Raw genomic sequence first — 16,854 nt, 5'->3', positions numbered from 1 at the left:
CTACCTTTCTGCGATGAGGAACGCGACCGGGGTGGCGAGGATCAGCGTCAGCGCGACACGCTGGAACCAGATCACCACGAGCTGCCACACCTTGATCGGGATGCGCGTGGCCAGGATGCACGGCACGAGCGCGGAGAAGAAGATGATCGCCGAGACGGAGACGACGCCGATGACCAGGCGCAGCAGCTCCGACTCGTGACCCGCGACGACCGTGGCCGGCAGGAACATCTCGGCGATGCCCACTGCGGAGGCCTTCGCGGCCAGCATCGGGTCCGGCAGCTGCAGGGCCCACGTGATCGGGAAGAAGACGTAGCCGAGCCAGTCGAAGACGGGCGTGAAGCGGGCCAACAGCAGGCCGATCAGCCCCACGGAGAGGATCGAGGGCAGGATCGCCATGGCCATCAGGACCCCGTCGCGGAAGTTCTCCAAGACGTTCCGGCCCAGGCCCGGCGCCTTCGCGAGGACCTGCATGGCCTCGTCCCACGCCGTCGCGAGGCGGCGGGAGGTGACCTTCTCCTCGGGCTGGGGCTCCGCCCCCGGGTAGTAGTCCTCCTTGATCCGGCTCAGCGGCGGGATCCGCACCGTGATCGCGGTGACGAGGAAGGTGACGGCGAAGGTGAGGAAGAAGTACGGCAGCCACAAGTGCATGATGTCCAGCGTCTTGGCCACGATCACCATGAACGTCACCGAGACCGTGGCGAAGCCCGTGGCGATGATCGCCGCCTCGCGGGCCGTGTAGCGGCCGGCGCGGTACACGCGGTCGGTGATCAGCAGCCCCAGGGAGTAGCTGCCGACGAACGAGGCGACCGCGTCCACCGCCGAGCGGCCCGGCGTGCGCCACACGGGGCGCATGACCGGCTGGACCAGGACGCCCGTGAACTCCATGAGGCCGTATCCGACGAGCATGGCCAGGAAGACGGCGCCGATCGGGACGATCAGGCCGACGGGGATGACGAGCTTGTCGAAGAGGAAGGGTCCCAGGTCCGGGTCGAAGAGCCACGCCGGGCCGACGCCGAACACGAGCGCCGTGCCCGTGGCGAGGCCGAGGATGTTCAGGAAGGCGAAGGTGCGCTTGACCGGCGACTCCTTCCAGCGCCCGCTCGCGAACGGGTAGATCGTGCCCGCGACGATGAGCGCGAGCGCCACGAACTTCGCTCCGCCGCCGAGGAGCGTGGAGACGGCCGTGACGAGGTGGTCCAGCGGGATGGTGTTCCTCTCCCCGATGGTGATCGGGACGAAGAACATGAAGATGCCGATGACGCTGTAGACGAAGAAGCGCCAGGTCCCGCGGGGCCTCCGCGCGGTCGCGGTCTCCTGGACCTCGGGATTGCGGGTGTTGTCCATGGTCTGCTTCTACTCGGCCATCGGGATACGGACGCCGCGCTCGGCGGCGACCTCGGAGGCGCGCTCGTAGCCGGCGTCGACGTGGCGGATGACGCCCATGCCGGGGTCGTTGGTCAGCAGCGCGGTGAGCTTGGCTGCGGCGAGCTCCGTGCCGTCGGCCACGGAGACCTGCCCGGCGTGGATGGAGCGGCCGATGCCGACCCCGCCGCCGTGGTGCAGGGAGACCCAGGTCGCGCCCGAGCTCGCGGCGGTCAGGGCGTTGAGCAGCGGCCAGTCGGCGATCGCGTCGGAGCCGTCCTTCATGGACTCCGTCTCCCGGTAGGGGCTGGCGACCGAGCCCGAGTCGAGGTGGTCGCGGCCGATCACGATCGGCGCCTTGACCTTGCCCTCGGCGACGAGGCGGTTGAAGAGCAGGCCGGCCTGGTGGCGCTCGCCGTAGCCGAGCCAGCAGATGCGCGCCGGCAGGCCCTCGAACTCGACGCGCTCGGCCGCGGCGTCGAGCCACTTGCGCAGGTGGGCGTTCTCCGGGAAGAGCTCCTTGATCGCCTCGTCCGTCACCCGGATGTCCTCGGGGTCGCCGGACAGGGCGACCCAGCGGAACGGGCCGAGGCCCTCGCAGAAGAGCGGGCGGATGTAGGCGGGGACGAATCCGGGGAACTCGAACGCGCGGTCGTAGCCGCCCTTGCGGGCCTCGTCGCGGATGGAGTTGCCGTAGTCGAAGACCTCGGCGCCGGCATCCTGGAACTCCACCATCGCCTGGACGTGGCGTGCCATGGACTCCTGGGCCTTCTTGGTGAAGCCCACCGGATCGGCGGCGGCCTCGGCGGCCCACTGCTCGACCGTGTACTCGAGCGGCAGGTAGCTCAGCGGGTCGTGGGCGCTCGTCTGGTCGGTGACGACGTCGATCACCACTTCGCCGGCCCCGTGGCGGCGCAGCAGCTCGGGGAAGACCTCGGCGGCGTTGCCGACGTAGCCGACGGACCAGCCGCGGCGCTCCGCCTTGGCCGCCTGGACCTTGGCGATCGCGGCGTCGAGGTCGGTCTCGACCTCGTCGAGGTAGCGCTTGCCGACGCGGCGGCGCAAGCGGTCCTCGGAGACGTCCACGACGAGGCAGGCTCCGTCGTTGAGGGTGACGGCGAGCGGCTGCGCGCCGCCCATGCCGCCGCACCCCCCGGTCAGGGTCAGCGTCCCGGCCAGGGGGCCCTCCCCCGAGCCCTCGGCGGCCGGCGCGGGGTGGCGGCCCTCGGCCGCGAGCTTGCGTCCGACGGCGGCGAAGGTCTCGTAGGTGCCCTGGAGGATGCCCTGCGTGCCGATGTAGATCCAGGAGCCCGCGGTCATCTGCCCGTACATCATCAGGCCCTCGGCCTCGAGCTTGCGGAACTCGGGCCACGTCGCCCAGTCGCCGACAAGGTTGGAGTTGGCGATCAGCACGCGGGGAGCCCACACGTTGGTGCGGAAGACCCCGACGGGCTTGCCGGACTGGATCAGGAGCGTCTCGTCGTCCTCGATGTCGGCGAGGGTCTTCACGATCGCGTCGTAGGCCTCCCAGGAGCGGGCGGCGCGGCCCGTGCCGCCGTAGACGACGAGGTCCTCGGGACGCTCGGCGACCTCCGGATCGAGGTTGTTCATGAGCATGCGCAACGGCGCCTCGGTCTGCCACGACTTCGCGGTCAGTTCGGTGCCGCGCGGGGCGCGGACGGTGCGGGAGGGATCGTGCTGCGTGAAGGTCATCGCTGTTCCTTGTCTGTCGTGGCGGGGTTCGGTTCGGGGGCTGGACGGGGTGGACTGCGTGGACGGGGTGGTGCCGGCCGGGCTCACGTGAAGAGCTCGGCGGCCTCGCCCGCGACGAGGGCGCCGGTGCGTTCGGCGGCCTCCGCCGTGGTGCGGTAGCTCGGCGCGACGACGGAGAGGGCCGCGGCGACCTTGCCGCCGACCATGACCGGCGCGGCCACGGCCGTGACGTCGACCTCGACGCCGTCGGGGACCACGAGGTAGCCTCCCGGGGCGACCGCGCCCCGGAGCACGGCGCCGGAGGCGCTGTTCTGAAGGGGGAAGGTCCGGCCGACCCAGTTGACGTGGCGGACGGTGTGCGTGCCCTCCTCGATGGCGAGGTAGAGCCCGTGGCCGTTGCCCGTGGCTACGGAGAGGTAGGCGGACTCGCCCGTGGCGTCGACGAGCCGGCGCAGGGCGGGGCGGGCCGCCTCGATGAGCGACTCGTGCCCGAGCGCCTCGACGCCGAGCTGGATCATGCGGAAGCCGGGCCGGTAGGCCCCGGAATCGTCCTTGCGGGCGAAGCCGTTGGCCTCGAGCGTGCGCAGCAGACGCAGCGCCGTCGACGGCGAGAGTCCGACCTCCTTGGCCGCGTCGGAGAGCTTGACCCCGTCGGCCTCGCACACGGCGCGCAACAGGGCCAGGACGCGGTCCGCCGTCCGGGTGGTGGCGTCGGCGTTCTCGGCCATGGGGTGCTCCTCGGCGTCGTCGGGCTGCTGGGTGGCCGGGCTGATATTGCCTGGCTCACATCCATGACAGCACATCGTTGCAGCAGATGGCAAGAGATTTTCATCAGTCGGTACATTGACGCCAAGGGTGCCCGCCGTGTTTCATGGTTCAGAACCCCCGTTCCATTTCCCGAAAGGACGCCGATGTCCGCAGGCACCGTGACCCTCGCCCCCACGCCGCTCAGCCCCGCCGAGGTCGTGGCCGTGGCCCGCGGCGGCGCTGAGGTCGTCCTCTCCCCCGAGGCGCTCGCCGCCATGGAGTCCTCCCGGGCCGTCATCGACGGGCTCGTCCACGACGAACGCCCGCACTACGGCGTCTCCACCGGGTTCGGGGCCCTCGCCACCAAGCAGATCCCCGTCGAGCTGCGCGCCCAGCTGCAGCGCTCCCTCATCCGCTCCCACGCGGCCTCCTCCGGCGCCGAGGTGGACCGCGAGGTCGTCCGCGGGCTCATGCTCAACCGCCTGCACACCATGGCCACGGGCCGCACGGGCGTGAGGCCGCTCGTGGCCCGCGCCTACGCGGCGCTGTTGAACCACGGCATCACGCCCGTCGTCGGCGAGTACGGCTCCCTGGGCTGTTCGGGCGACCTCGCGCCGCTGTCCCACTGCGCCCTCGCCGTCATGGGCGAGGGACGGGCCCGCACGCGCGACGGCCGGCTCGTCGACGCGGCCGACGCGCTCGCCGAGGCCGGGCTGGAGCCGGTCGAGCTCGTGGAGAAGGAGGGCCTGGCCCTCATCAACGGGACCGACGGCATGCTCGGGATGCTGCTCATGGCCGCGGCCGACCTGCGCCGCCTCGTCACCACGGCCGACCTCGCCGCGGCGATGAGCGTCGAGGGCCTGCTCGGCACGGACGCCGTCTTCGCCGAGGACCTGCACGCCCTGCGCCCGCACCCCGGCCAGCTGGCCTCCGCCGCGAACCTGCGCACCGTCCTCGCGGGCTCGGTGCTCATCGAGGAGCAGAAGCACGGCGAGCACCGCTTCACGCGCGTCCAGGACGCCTATTCGCTGCGCTGCGCCCCGCAAGTGCACGGCGCCGTGCGGGCGACGCTGGACCACGCGGAATCCGTGGCGGGCTTCGAACTCGCCTCGGCGATCGACAACCCCGTCGTGACGCCGGACGGCCGGGTCGAGTCCAACGGGAACTTCCACGGCGCCCCCGTTGGCTACGCCCTGGACTTCCTGGCGATCGCGGTCGCCGACCTCGCTTCCATCTCCGAGCGGCGCACCGACCGCTTCCTGGACAAGGCCCGCAACCACGGCCTCAACGCGTTCCTCGCGGACGATCCGGGCGTCGACTCGGGCCACATGATCGCCCAGTACACCCAGGCCGGCATCGTCTCCGAGCTCAAGCGGCTCGCCGTCCCGGCCTCGGTGGACTCGATCCCGAGCTCCGCGATGCAGGAGGACCACGTCTCCATGGGCTGGGCCGCGGGCCTGAAGCTGCGCCGGGGAATCGACGGCCTCGAGCAGGTGCTGGCCGTCGAACTGCTCACCTCGGCCCGGGCGCTCGACCTGCGCGACGGTGGCCTTGGCTCCTCGAAGTCGTCCCCCGTCGTGACGGCCGTCCGCACGGCCATCCGCTCCGTTGTGGAGGGCCCGGGCACGGACCGCTACCTCGCGCCTGAGATCCAGGCCGTGCTCGCCCTCGTGCGGGACGGCTCGCTCCTCGAGGCCGCCAACGCCGCCGCACGCGGCGCGGGCGCGCCGGAGCTGGCCTAGGCCGGCATGGGGACCCCTCGGGGCGGCTCCCCGGACGGCGTGGAGGCCCCGCGTCCGGGTGGCGCACGCGACGACGTCCCGCGCACGGGGTGCGGCCCCGGCGTCGTCCGCTTCTCCTCGGCCCGTCCCGAGCGCTGGCGCAACGGCGGCGGAACCACGCGCGTCCTGCTCGCCGCCGAGGCGGACGACGCCGGCGCCCGTCCCTGGCGCATCAGCCTCGCGGACGTGGACCGCGCCGGCCCGTTCTCCGCGTTCGACGGCTGCGAACGCGTCCTGACCGTCGTCGAGGGCGAGCTGCTCCTGCTCACGGTCCAGGGGCGCGAGCAGGGCCTCGAGCGCCACCGCCCCTTCCGCTTCGACGGCGGGGCACCGGCCTCGGCCACCCTGCCGACGGGTTCCGTGCGCAACCTCAACGTCATCACGGCCGGCGGATGGAAGGCCCATGTGGCCATCGTCGAGCTGTCCCGGAAACGGCCGCACCCCGTCTTCGCGGGCCAGTACGCCGTGTTCCTGGACGGCGCGGCGGAGGCCGTGCTCCCGGCGGCGGAGGCCTCCGGGGCAGGATCGAAGCACGCAGCGCTCGAGCGCTACGACCTCGTGCCCGGCGCGGGAGGCTACGGCGGCGACGCGCCCACTGTCACGGGCCGCGGCTTCCTCGCCGTGGTCTCCCTCGACGCCCCCGGAGGACCCGGGGCCCCGTGACCCGGGGGCGCGCCCTCAGGCGCGGGCGGCGTCGTCCTCCGCCTGCGCGATCCGGGCGTCGGTGACCCACACCATCCCCACGAGCAAGGCGAGCGTCAGCAGGCCGAAGACGGCGAACACGGGCCGCAGGCCGATCCACTCGGCGAGCAGGCCGCCGGCCGCCGCGCCGAGCGGCATCGTGCCCCAGGCGAGGAGCCGGTAGCCGCTGTTGACCCGGCCCATGAGCGCGGCGGGGACGATCCGCTGCCGCAGGGTCACGGTGATGACGTTCCACAGCGCGATCCCGAGCCCGCCAACGAGGAAGGACGCCCCGATCGCCCAGGGGTTCGCCGTCAGGGCCGGCAGGCCCACGAGCACGGCGCCCGTGACGATGGCGATGAGCAGCGAGCGGGACCGGCCCAGGAGCGCGGCGGCCTGGCCGGCGAGGAGCGAGCCCGCCACGGCCCCCGCGGCCGTCGCGGTGAGCAGCAGGCCGAACGCGGGCTCGCTGAGCCCCATGGGCGAGGCGGGCCCGACGGCGTAGAGCACGAACACGGCGAACATGGCGCTCGTGGCGAGGTTGAATCCGCCGACCATGAGGGCCAGGACGCGCAGGACGATGTTGGACCACAGGAAGCGCAGGCCCTCGCCGATGTCCGCGCGCAGGGTCGTCGCCGTGCCCGTGCGCTGGATGCGGAACGATCCGCGCACCATCCACAGCGCGCCGACGGCGACGAGCCAGAGCCCGGCGGGCGTGGCGAAGGCGAGCGCGGCCCCTCCCGCGGCGAGGACGCCGCCGAGCGGCGGGCCGATGAACTGGTTTGTCGTGAGCTCGGCGGCCTGCAGCCGCCCGTTCGCGGCGTCCAGGCGGGCCGCGGGCACGAGCTGGGGCAGGATCGACTGGGCCGAGGTGTCGTAGAGCGTCTCGGTGCAGCCGATCACGAACGCCGCGACGTAGAGGACCCACAACTGGGCGAAGCCGCCGAGAAAGGCCGCGCACAGCAGGAGCAGCACGAGGCAGCGGACGGCGTTCGCGCCGAGCATCGAGCGCCGCCGGTCCCAACGGTCGGCGAGCGCTCCCGCGGGCAGGGCGAAGAGCAGCCACGGCAGGCTCAGGGCGACGCCGAGCCCGGCGATCAGGGCGGGAGAATCGGTGAAGCGCAGGGCGATGAGGGGCAGGGCGATCTTCAGGACGCCGTCCGCGAGGTTGGACAGCGCGGAGGAGGTCCACAGCCAGCTGAATCCCGCCCCGAGGGCAGGCGTGTCGGTGCTCACGTCATGAGCATCGCAGAGCGATTGGGAAAACTGAAATCACTCGGTGGCGCGGCGCCGGAAGCGTCCCGGCGACAGGGCGGCGACGACGTCCGGGCCGAAGGGCGGCTGATCGCCCAGGAGCAGCGCGGCGGCGAGCTCCGCCATGCCCGTCGAGGTCTGGAAGCCGTAGCCGCCCTGCCCGGCGAGCCAGAAGAAGCCGGGCACGTCCGGGTCGGGCCCCAGGACGGGCACGCCGTCGGGCGCCTCGGTGCGCAGCCCGGTCCACGCCCGCTCCACGCCCGTCACCTGAAGCGTCGTCGCGGCCTCGATCCGGCGGACGACGTCGGCGACGTCGGCCGCCCGTGGCTGCGCGTCACCCGGCTCGGCGGGCTCCGATTCTGCCGGCGAGACGAGCACGAGCTCCCCCTCGCGGCGGAAGTACCAGGAGTCGTCGGCCGCGGCCGTCATCGGGGTCCCCTCGGGAAGCGGCTCGGCGACGCGGACGTACGCGGCGGTGCGGCGCAGGGGGACCAGGCCGAGCGGTGCGGCGCCGGCGGCCCGTGCGACCCCGTCGGCCCACGCGCCGGCGGCGTCGACGAGCCACGGGGCGCGGACCACGGCCCCGGCCGCGGTCCGCACCGTCCACGACCCGTCGACGCGCTCGGCGCCGACGACGCGCTGCCCTGTCAGGACCGCCGCCCCGTGCCCACGGGCGAGTCGGCGATGGTGCTCGATGAGCCCGGCGGCGTCGGTCCTGACGCTCGTCGCGTCCAGGCCGGCGGCCTCGAACGCCTCCGGGCGCAGCACCGGGGACAGCCGCAGCGCCTCGGCGCGGCCGATCCCGGCCATGGCGTCGGAGCCGTGCGCGTCCACGTCCCGCCGCGTGCCGACCATGAGGAAGGAGCTCGGCCAGGCCAGCGGTCCGCGGGGCCCGGGCGGCAGCGCGGCGAGGGCCTCGAGGGTGCGCCGGGTCAGGGCGCGCACCGGCTCGGGCCCGTAGCTGGGGATGAGCTGCTGGGCCGAGCGGGAGGAGGTGTGGTGGGCGAGCTCCTCCTCCGCCTCGAGGAGGACGACGCCGGTGCGGGGCGCCAGGACCGCGGCGAGCGAGAGCCCGGCGATCCCTCCCCCGATGACGACGACGCCGCACTCGAGGACGCCGTCCGCTCCGCCGGCCCCTGCCGTGGTCCCGCTCATGGTCCCGCTCATGGTCCCAGCCTGCCACGTCCCGTCATCGGAGGGCTGCCCGGGCGTCAGCGTGCCGCGACGAAGGCGGCGACGCAGGCCTCGATGTCCTCCGGGGTGTGCGCGGCGGAGAGCTGCACGCGGATGCGCGCGGCGCCGCGCGGCACCACCGGGAAGCTGAAGGCCGTGACGAACACGCCGTGCCCGAGCATGCGGTCGGCGACCTCGGCGGCCTTGACGGCGTCGCCGAACATGACGGGGACGATCGCGTGCTCGCCGGGAAGGAGTTCGAAGCCCTCCTCCTCCATCCGCCGGCGGAAGTGCGCGGCGTTCTCGAAGAGCCGGGCGCGCAGCTCGCCCGAGCCCTCGACGAGCTCGAGCGCCGTGAGGGTCGCCGCGACGATCGCGGGGGCGAGCGAGTTGGAGAAGAGGTAGGGGCGCGCCTTCTGCCGCAGCAGGGCGATGATCTCGGCGCGGCCGGAGACGTAGCCGCCGGAGGCCCCGCCGAGGGCCTTGCCGAAGGTCCCGGTGTAGAGGTCGACGCGGTCCGAGACGCCGGCGTGTTCCGGGGTGCCGGCGCCCGTGGGGCCCATGAAGCCGACGGCGTGGGAGTCGTCCACCATGACGAGCGCGCCGAAGCGCTCGGCGAGGTCGCAGATCTCGCGCAGCGGCGCGAGGTAGCCGTCCATGGAGAACACCCCGTCGGTGACGATGACGCTCCGTCGGGGGCCGGCGCCGTCGTTCATCCGGGCCGCGGCGTTCAGCTGTTCCTCGAGGTCGGCCATGTCCTGGTTGGCGTAGCGGAAGCGCGCCGCCTTGCTCAGGCGGATGCCGTCGATGATGGACGCGTGGTTGAGCGCGTCGGAGATGATGGCGTCCTCGGGGCCGAAGAGCGATTCGAAGACGCCTCCGTTGGCGTCGAAGCAGCTGGAGAAGAGGATCGTGTCCTCGGTGCCGAGGAAGCCGGAGAGGCGGCCCTCGAGCTCGAGGTGCGCATCCTGCGTGCCGCAGATGAAGCGCACCGAGGCCATGCCGAAGCCGCGCTCGTCGAGGGCCGCCTTGGCGGAGGCGATGAGCCGGGGGTCGTCGGCGAGGCCCAGGTAGTTGTTGGCGCAGAAGTTCAGCACGGGCCGCGACGGGCCGCCGAGGGGGCCCGCGGCGATGCGGTTGGACTGGGCGGAGTCGATGTGGCGCTCGCGCTTGAACAGGCCGTCGGCCTCGATCTGCGCCAGTTCGGCGCCGAGCTGCTCCTTGAGGGTCGTGTACATGGGTTTTCCCTTCCTAGAAGACGGTCCAGTCGAGCACGACCTTGCCGCCGTGGCCGGCGGCGGCCGCCGCGAAGCCGGCCTCCCATTCCGTGGCCGGGAGCCGGTCGGTGACGATCGAGGCGATCCTCTCACGCAGCTGCGCGTTGGAGGAGAGCATGGCGCTCATGGCGTACCATGTCTCGAACATCTCGCGCCCGTAGATGCCCTTGAGCGTGAGCATGTGGGTGACGACCTTGCCCCAGTTGATGTCGATCGGGGCGCTGGGCAGTCCGAGCATGGCGATCTTGCCGCCGTGGTTCATGTTGTCGATCATCTCGGGCAGGGCGGACGGGTGCCCGGACATCTCGAGCCCGATGTCGAAGCCCTCGAGCATCCCGAGCTCCCGCTGCGCGTCGGCGATCCTCGTGGCCGAGACGTCGACGGCGAGGTCGACCCCGAGGGACCGGGCCAGCTCGAGCCGCGGCGCGGAGACGTCGGTGACGACGATCTTGCGCGCCCCGGCGTGGCGGGCCACCTCGATGGCCATGAGCCCGATCGGGCCGGCGCCCGTGATGAGGACGTCCTCGCCGACGAGCGGGAAGGACAGGGCCGTGTGCACGGCGTTGCCGAAGGGGTCGAAGACGGCGCCGAGCTCCGGGGTCACGGCGTCGGAGCGGTGCACCCAGACGTTGGCCTCGGGGATCACGACGTATTCGGCGAAGGCGCCGTCGCGCTGCACGCCGACCGAGACGGTGTTGATGCACATCTGGCGGCGCCCGGCACGGCAATTGCGGCACATGCCGCAGACCACGTGGCCCTCGCCGGAGACGCGGTCGCCGACCTGGACGTGGCCCGTCAGCGAGCCCACCTCGACGACCTCGCCGTAGAACTCGTGGCCCGGGATCATCGGGGCGTTGATCATGGCCCGCGCGGCCTCGTCGTAGGCCAGGATGTGGAGGTCGGTGCCGCAGATGCCGGTCGTCATGACGCGGATCTTCACGTCGTGCGCACCGGTCTCGGGCTCGGGCCGGTCGACCAGTTCCAGGCCGGCGTGCGGTCCGGACTTGTAGAGCGCCTTCATGGTGTTCCCCTCGTTCCTCGTCGGCGCCAGTGCGCACCGCACCACCCATTAGACCCGCCGCAACGACTTAGCACAACGAGAACTTTCTCAATCGTCGATTTAGGTTTTACTTATGTTTAGACTCGGTGCATGGAGGTCAACCAACTCAGGATCCTGCGGGAGCTCGGCGAGCTCGGATCCGTCAAGGCCGTCGCCGACATGCTCCGCGTCACGCCCTCGGCCGTCTCCCAGCAGCTCGCGCTCCTGCAGCGCAGCGCGGGCGTGCCCCTGACCCGCCGCGACGGGAGGACCCTGGTCCTCACCGACGCCGGCGAGGTGCTGGCCGAAGCCGGAGCCGCCGTCGTCAGCGCCCTCGCCGACGCCCGGGCGGCGCTCGTCAGCTACCACGGGTCCGCCGAGGGCGAGGTCACGGTCTGCGGCTTCCACAGCGCGGGCCAGTCGCTCTTCGGGCCGCTCGCGGCGCGCCTGGGCGGACCGGGGCTGCCGCGCGTCCTGTTCTCCGACGAGGACGTCGCGCAAGAGGACTTCCCGGCCCTGACGGCGCGCTACGACGTCGTGCTGGCCCATCGCATGGACCACAGTCCGCCGTGGCCCGAGCGCCGGGTCGCGGTCCTGCCGCTCGCGCACGAGCCGCTCGACGTGGCCCTGCCCGCCGGGCACCCGCTCGCCGCCCGGGCGGAACTGGAGGTCGACGACGTCGCGGGCGAGACCTGGGTGACGAGCCGGACCGGATACTCCCCCGCCGACGTGCTCGGCGCCGTCGCGGCCGTGACGAGCACGCCGGTCCGCGTCGCGCACCGGATCAACGACTACACGACCGTCGCCTCGCTCGTCGCGGCGGGCGGCGTGATCGGACTGCTGCCCCGCTACACGGCCGGCGTCGCCGGGACCCGCGCGCTGAGCGAGGGCGTGGTGCTGCGCCCGCTGCGCGGCATCAGCACGCGCCGCAGGATCGACCTCCTGGTCCGGCCCGAGGGCCTCAAGCGGCGCTCGGTGCGGACCGTCTGCGACGCCCTCGGCGAGGTCATGGCCGGGATGGAACGCGATTGAAGCGCAGCACGGCGGTGTCGTGCCGCTCGAGCACCGCCTTGTAGCCCACGCCCGGTTCTCCGAGCTCCCGCCCCGAGAACACGTCCACGGCCGTGCAGCGGCCGACGACGCCCGCCTGCACGAGCGGAACAGCCGCCTCGACGGGGCCTTCCGTATGATTCAACACGCCCAGGACGAGATCGCCTCCGGCGAGTTCGCGCGCCCAGACCATCACCTCCGGCGTCACCGCGACGAGCCGGGCGCGGCGCCCGAGCGGATCCTGGTTGACGGCGATCAATCCCGGGTGGGTGAGCAGCCGCACGACGTCGTCGCTCGCGGCCGCGAGGTCGTTGCCGGCGAACAACGGGGCCGGAAGGAGCGCCCAGAGGGCCATGTGGCTCCGGTTCTCCTCGGGTGTCAGCGTCCCGTTGCCGACCTGGAGCATGTCGGGATCGGCCCAGCCTCCGGGACCGCTGCCCGCACAGGCCGCCCACTGCTGGTTGAGCAGCGCGAACACCGATCCCCAGTGCGGCCAGATGTCGAACGTCGTCCGCCACAGATGGGCCGTCCCCCGGCCCCACTCCCACGGCCGGGCGACGCCGTACTCGGACACGGAGTAGACGATGTCGCGGCCCGTCGCCACGAGCGGGTCCCGCATGCGCTCGAACGCGGGCCTCACCGACTCCGGCGTCAGCGGCCCGGCGCCGCACCAGTCGTACTTGAGGAAGTCCACGCCCCATTCCGCGAACATCGACGCGTCCCGCTCCTCATGCCCGGAGCTGCCCAGGCGCCCCGCGCACGTGCGTTCCCCGGGCGCGGAGTACATGCCGAACTTCAGGCCGAGCGAGTGCACGTGGTCCGCGACCGCCTTCATGCCCCGGGGGAAGCGCCCGGGGTTCGGGAGCAGCAGCCCCTCCGGCGTCCGTTCCGCGGACTGCCAGCAGTCGTCGACGACGACGTACTCGTAGCCAGCGTCGGCCAGGCCACGGGAGACCATGGCCTCGGCCGCCGCGATGACGACGTCCTCGGTGACGGCCTCGTGGACCTGGTTCCAGCTGTTCCAGCCCATCGGAGGCGTCGCCGCCAGGGAGCCCCAGTGCCCGTCCACGGCGGCCATGCCGGAAGAAGCCGCGGTCGTGGTCGACCCGGGTGCAGCCGCGTCAGGCACACGCTTGCTCCTGCACGGGGGCCGGCTGGCCGGCGGCGAAGTACTCGAGCAGCTCCCGGGGAAGCTCCGGGACGGGCAGGGCCGAACCGTCGCCGCGCAGCGAGGCCGCCGCCGTGACGCCCGCGGCGACGGCCTCGCGGGCCGCCATCGGGCTGGTCTGGGTGGCGCCGCCGTCCCGCGCGAAGCGCAGGAACTCGGCGATGAGCTTCGGGTCCGCGCCGCCGTGGCCGCCGTCCCCGTCCTCGATGACGACGACGCGCTCGGGGGCCGCGCGTCCCGCGGACCGCCGGTTCCAGACGTGGATCTCCTCGCCCGGGCCGTCGCCGAGCGAGGAGTTCAGGCGCTGCCAGAAGGGGTTGTCCTTCATGCCGGGCGCCACGGTGTCGAAGGTCTGGGTCAGGCCCGTCACGTTGCCCTTGAGCGGCGCCCCCTGCGTCGAGGCGGTCGGGGCGGGCATGTTCCGGTACACGGCCTGGAGGCCGTCGGCGTTGCCCGGGAAGTCCGGGTTCATGCCGCTGAGCTCCTTGTACGTGGGCAGCTGCAGCGTCGCGGAGTCGGCGGCGGTGCCGCCCCCGCCGCCCCCGCCGCCGTTCCCGCAGCCGGCCAGGGCTACGCCCGCCGCCGCGGCGCCGAACGCGCCGAGGAAGGTCTTGCGGTTGAATCCCCGGGTGATGGCCGGTGAAGTGGTCATGGTGTTGCCTCTCTGATGGTTGGGTGACGGTGTCTGAGGGAGCGGAGCCTCAAGGGAACGGGGCGCCCCGGTCGCCGGGGCCTCAGCCCTTGATGGCACCGGTGATGACGCCCTTGGTGACGTGGCGCTGGAGGAAGGGGTAGAGGGCGCAGATCGGGATCAGCGCGATCACGACGACGGCCATCTTCATGCCCTGCGGGGCGGCGACGACGTCGACGCCGAGCTGGTCCGCGGCGAGCTGGGAACCCTGGATGACGTAGTTGCGCAGGATCAGCCGCACGGGCCAGAGGTCCTGGTTGTTGATGTAGAGCATCGCGTTGAAGAACGCGTTCCAGAAGCCGACCGCGTAGAAGAGCCCGACGACGGCGACGACCGCCTTGGACAGGGGAAGCACGATCCGCCACAGGATCTGCCAGTCGGAGGCCCCGTCGATCCGCGCGCTCTCCATGAGCTCGCGGGGGATGTTCATGAAGAACGCCCGCACGACGACGACGTTGATCGCGGCGAACGTTCCCGGCAGGATGAGCGACCAGATCGTGTCCAGCAGGCCGAGCTGGCGGACCATGAGGAACGACGGGATCAGGCCGGGCGCGAAGAGCTACTCGTTGTCCGCGAGCGAGGTCGAGACCGCGACGAGGATGGGGATGACGATCGCGACGGCGAAGCCCATGAGCAGCGCGAACTTGGCGAGCTTGAGCGGAGCGGAGGGCTTCTCCTTCCACACGGGACGGATCGAGTCGGCCTTGCCGGGCTTCTTCTCGAGGCTGGTGGCGGTGGGAACGGTCATGGTTTTCTCCTTGCCAGGCGGGCACCCTAGTGGCTGCTCTTCTGGTAGATGCCTGCTTCGCCGAACTTGTGGGCGAGCTTGTTGGCTCCGACGATGAGGATCAGGCTGATGACGCCCTTGAAGAGTCCGGCGGCCGCGCCGACGCTCCATCCCCCGCCGACGACGCCCGCGTAGTAGGTGAAGGTGTCGAGCACTTCCGCCGCGCCGGCACCGACGGCGTCGCGCTGCAGGATGAACTGCTCGAAGCCGACGGAGAGGATGTCGCCGATGCGCAGGATGAGCAGGAGGATGATCACGGGGCGCAGGGCCGGCAGCGTGATGTGCCACAGCCGGCGCCAGCGTCCGGCACCGTCGGCGGCCGCCGCCTCGTAGAGGGAGGTGTCCACGCTGGCCAGCGCGGCCAGGAAGATGATCATGGCCCAGCCGGCGTCCTTCCAGACCAGCTGCACCACCACGAGGACGGGGAAGGTGTCCGGGTTGGTCATGAACGGGATCGCATCCATGCCCAGGTGGCGCAGGGCGTTGTTCACGAGCCCGGCCCCGCGGAGGACCTGCTGGAAGAGCGCGATCACGAGGACCCATGAGAGGAAGTGCGGCAGGTAGACGATGCTCTGGAACCACCGCCGCGCCCGCTGGCTGACGAGGGAGTCGACCGCGACCGCGAGCAGCAGCGGGATCGGGAAGAAGAAGAGCAGCTGCCAGGCGGCGAGGTAGAGGGTGTTGCCGAAGGCGTTCAGGAAGTCCGGGTTGTCGAACAGCCCCGTGAAGTTGCTGAAGCCCACCCACTCGGAGTCCCCGATGCCGAGGTACGGCTGGTAGTCCTGGAAGGCGATGACGTTGCCCAGGTCGGGATGTAGAAGAAGAGCAGCAGGAAGGCCACGCCGGGCACCATCATGGCGAGCATCTGCCAGTCGTGGAGCAGGCGGACGCGGAACGGCTTCCGGTCCACGGGGCGCCCCGGGCGCCCGGCCCGCCCCGCACGGCCGGCGGGCTCGGGACGCTTCCGGCCCACTCGCTGCGGGGCCGGGTGGCCGGCCGCGGTGTCCGCCGGGGAATTGGTCGTCAAGGACATCCCTACGCGCTCCTTCGTTGATTCGCCGCCATCGGCCGTGGATGTGAACCGATTCACTTAATCGATTCACCCGGCGTAGGTGACGCGCGTCTCATTCGCAATTGTTTGATGGATTACTTTTGAAAAGATCACATTCCATCATCAACGCGACAGGTTTGGACCACGCGGGCCGATGCCGCTCAGGCGGCGCCGAGCTCCCGGAGCGCGTGCATCCCCACGCCGTGCAGCGCCTCCCCCGGGCCGGTCGAGGCGAGCACGAGCCCCATCATCACGGCCCACGCCCGCGCCCGCTGCCGGGCCCCGTCGTCGTCCGCGAGCGCCGACAGGAAGCGTTCCCGGCCCGCGGAGGTGAAGTGCAGCCATCCCGCCGCGAGGTCGCACGCGGGGTCCCCCGCCGAGAGGTCGCCGAAGTCGGCGACGGCGGCGAGCCGTTCCCCCGCCCCGAGCACGACGTTCATCGGATGCGGATCTCCATGGACCCACACCGCCGGCCCGGTGTGCGGCGGGGCGTCGAGTCCGTCCTCCCACAGCCGCCCGCACCGCTGCCGGTCCACGCCCGGGGCCGCCCGCCGGAGCCGTTCCCGGAAGGCGTCGTCGCGGTCGGCCAGGGGCACGGCGCGCACGGGGTTGCGCGGGGCGTCGGCCGGCGCGGGCACCTGCAGGCAGCGGAAGAACCCGGCGAGGTCCTCGGCGTAGGCGTCGCGCCGGTGCGGCGGGACGAGGCCGGCGGCGCACCCGGCGAACCAGGGCACGACCGCCCAGTGGTAGGGATAGCCCTCCCCCGGCCGACCGCGCCGCACCGCCGCCGGCACCGGCAGCGGAAGCCGCGGCGCCAGGAAGGGCAGCCAGCGCACCTCGTTCAACAGCAGGCGGTGGGCGGAGGCGCGGCGCGGCAGCCTCACCGCGAGCGCATCGCCGAGGCGGTAGACGGCGTTGTCCCAACCGCTCGCCGCCGGACCGAGCGGCAGCGCGGCCAGATCGGGATGCTGGGCGCGCAGCAACGCGCCCACGAGCGACTCGGTGATCTCGACATCGGCTTCCGGCGTCCCCATGGCGACCACGCTACCGCCCGGCCGCTCCACGGGCGAAGGCCCGGCC

Annotated in this window: 15 protein-coding genes and 1 pseudogene; 3 read left to right on the top strand and 13 right to left on the bottom strand. The window is 72.3% G+C overall.

Annotation, left to right across the window (positions count from 1 at the left end):
* The 3 genes from ACQ3I4_RS01350 to ACQ3I4_RS01340 all read right to left on the bottom strand — a co-directional run bounded on the left by ACQ3I4_RS01350 (position 1) and on the right by ACQ3I4_RS01340 (position 3,803).
* Positions 1-1,344: a YjiH family protein gene (locus ACQ3I4_RS01350; protein ID WP_329859870.1), complete on the bottom strand. Its 1,344-nt coding sequence runs from the start codon at positions 1,342-1,344 to the stop codon at positions 1-3.
* A 9-nt stretch (positions 1,345-1,353) separates the two neighbouring features.
* A complete protein-coding gene (locus tag ACQ3I4_RS01345; protein WP_329859869.1) occupies positions 1,354-3,075 on the bottom strand; it encodes a urocanate hydratase in 1,722 nt (573 codons plus the stop codon).
* An 83-nt stretch (positions 3,076-3,158) separates the two neighbouring features.
* The gene (locus ACQ3I4_RS01340; protein ID WP_329859868.1) at positions 3,159-3,803 is read right to left on the bottom strand and encodes an IclR family transcriptional regulator; all 645 of its coding nucleotides are present in this window, start codon (positions 3,801-3,803) and stop codon (positions 3,159-3,161) included.
* Positions 3,804-3,986: 183 nt separating this feature from the next.
* Between ACQ3I4_RS01340 and hutH the strand changes: the two genes are divergently transcribed.
* Together hutH and ACQ3I4_RS01330 are read left to right on the top strand one after the other, a co-directional pair.
* On the top strand, positions 3,987-5,564 hold the full coding sequence (gene hutH / locus ACQ3I4_RS01335) for a histidine ammonia-lyase (RefSeq protein ID WP_329859867.1): 1,578 nt from the start codon (positions 3,987-3,989) through the stop codon (positions 5,562-5,564).
* A 6-nt stretch (positions 5,565-5,570) separates the two neighbouring features.
* Positions 5,571-6,266, top strand: a complete 696-nt coding sequence (locus ACQ3I4_RS01330; protein ID WP_329859866.1) for a HutD/Ves family protein — start codon at positions 5,571-5,573, stop codon at positions 6,264-6,266.
* Positions 6,267-6,281: 15 nt separating this feature from the next.
* Here the strand turns inward: ACQ3I4_RS01330 and ACQ3I4_RS01325 are convergent, their stop codons facing one another.
* From ACQ3I4_RS01325 to tdh, 4 genes are read right to left on the bottom strand one after another with little or no spacing between them, the layout of a single operon-like run.
* Complete coding sequence (locus tag ACQ3I4_RS01325; protein ID WP_329859865.1) at positions 6,282-7,520, bottom strand: MFS transporter; 1,239 nt, start codon at positions 7,518-7,520, stop codon at positions 6,282-6,284.
* Positions 7,521-7,556: 36 nt separating this feature from the next.
* Positions 7,557-8,705, bottom strand: coding sequence for an NAD(P)/FAD-dependent oxidoreductase (locus ACQ3I4_RS01320; RefSeq protein ID WP_329859864.1), 1,149 nt, complete (start codon positions 8,703-8,705; stop codon positions 7,557-7,559).
* Between the two features lie 44 nt (positions 8,706-8,749).
* Positions 8,750-9,949 carry a glycine C-acetyltransferase gene (locus ACQ3I4_RS01315; RefSeq protein ID WP_329859863.1) on the bottom strand — a complete coding sequence of 400 codons (1,200 nt, stop codon included), beginning with the start codon at positions 9,947-9,949 and terminating at the stop codon, positions 8,750-8,752.
* A 13-nt stretch (positions 9,950-9,962) separates the two neighbouring features.
* Positions 9,963-11,009 carry an L-threonine 3-dehydrogenase gene (gene tdh / locus ACQ3I4_RS01310; RefSeq protein WP_329859862.1) on the bottom strand — a complete coding sequence of 349 codons (1,047 nt, stop codon included), beginning with the start codon at positions 11,007-11,009 and terminating at the stop codon, positions 9,963-9,965.
* A gap of 129 nt (positions 11,010-11,138) precedes the next feature.
* On the opposite strand from tdh, the gene ACQ3I4_RS01305 reads away from it, so the two are divergent.
* Positions 11,139-12,059 (top strand): LysR family transcriptional regulator, encoded by a 921-nt coding sequence (locus tag ACQ3I4_RS01305; protein ID WP_329859861.1) that lies wholly within the window; start codon positions 11,139-11,141, stop codon positions 12,057-12,059.
* Here ACQ3I4_RS01305 and ACQ3I4_RS01300 read toward each other — a convergent pair.
* The 6 genes and pseudogenes from ACQ3I4_RS01300 to ACQ3I4_RS01275 form a co-directional block, all read right to left on the bottom strand.
* The gene (locus ACQ3I4_RS01300) at positions 12,034-13,206 is read right to left on the bottom strand and encodes a glycoside hydrolase family 27 protein (RefSeq protein ID WP_430632661.1); all 1,173 of its coding nucleotides are present in this window, start codon (positions 13,204-13,206) and stop codon (positions 12,034-12,036) included. The genes ACQ3I4_RS01305 and ACQ3I4_RS01300 overlap by 26 nt on opposite strands.
* Positions 13,199-13,897 carry a hypothetical protein gene (locus ACQ3I4_RS01295; protein ID WP_329859859.1) on the bottom strand — a complete coding sequence of 233 codons (699 nt, stop codon included), beginning with the start codon at positions 13,895-13,897 and terminating at the stop codon, positions 13,199-13,201. The genes ACQ3I4_RS01300 and ACQ3I4_RS01295 overlap by 8 nt, the downstream gene beginning before the upstream one ends.
* A gap of 82 nt (positions 13,898-13,979) precedes the next feature.
* Positions 13,980-14,462, bottom strand: a complete 483-nt coding sequence (locus tag ACQ3I4_RS01290; RefSeq protein ID WP_329859858.1) for a carbohydrate ABC transporter permease — start codon at positions 14,460-14,462, stop codon at positions 13,980-13,982.
* 33 nt (positions 14,463-14,495) lie between these two features.
* Positions 14,496-14,684, bottom strand: a complete 189-nt coding sequence (locus tag ACQ3I4_RS01285) for a hypothetical protein (protein ID WP_329859857.1) — start codon at positions 14,682-14,684, stop codon at positions 14,496-14,498.
* 26 nt (positions 14,685-14,710) lie between these two features.
* Positions 14,711-15,588: pseudogene (locus tag ACQ3I4_RS01280) on the bottom strand (ABC transporter permease).
* Between the two features lie 347 nt (positions 15,589-15,935).
* Complete coding sequence (locus ACQ3I4_RS01275) at positions 15,936-16,808, bottom strand: aminoglycoside phosphotransferase family protein (protein ID WP_329859856.1); 873 nt, start codon at positions 16,806-16,808, stop codon at positions 15,936-15,938.
* Positions 16,809-16,854 lie beyond the last annotated feature (46 nt).

This window comes from Zafaria sp. Z1313 (assembly GCF_050563205.1).
GTDB lineage: Bacteria > Actinomycetota > Actinomycetes > Actinomycetales > Micrococcaceae > JAZDCJ01.
Note: the sequence above shows the minus strand (reverse complement) of the source record. Positions and strands in the feature narration are given on the sequence as shown.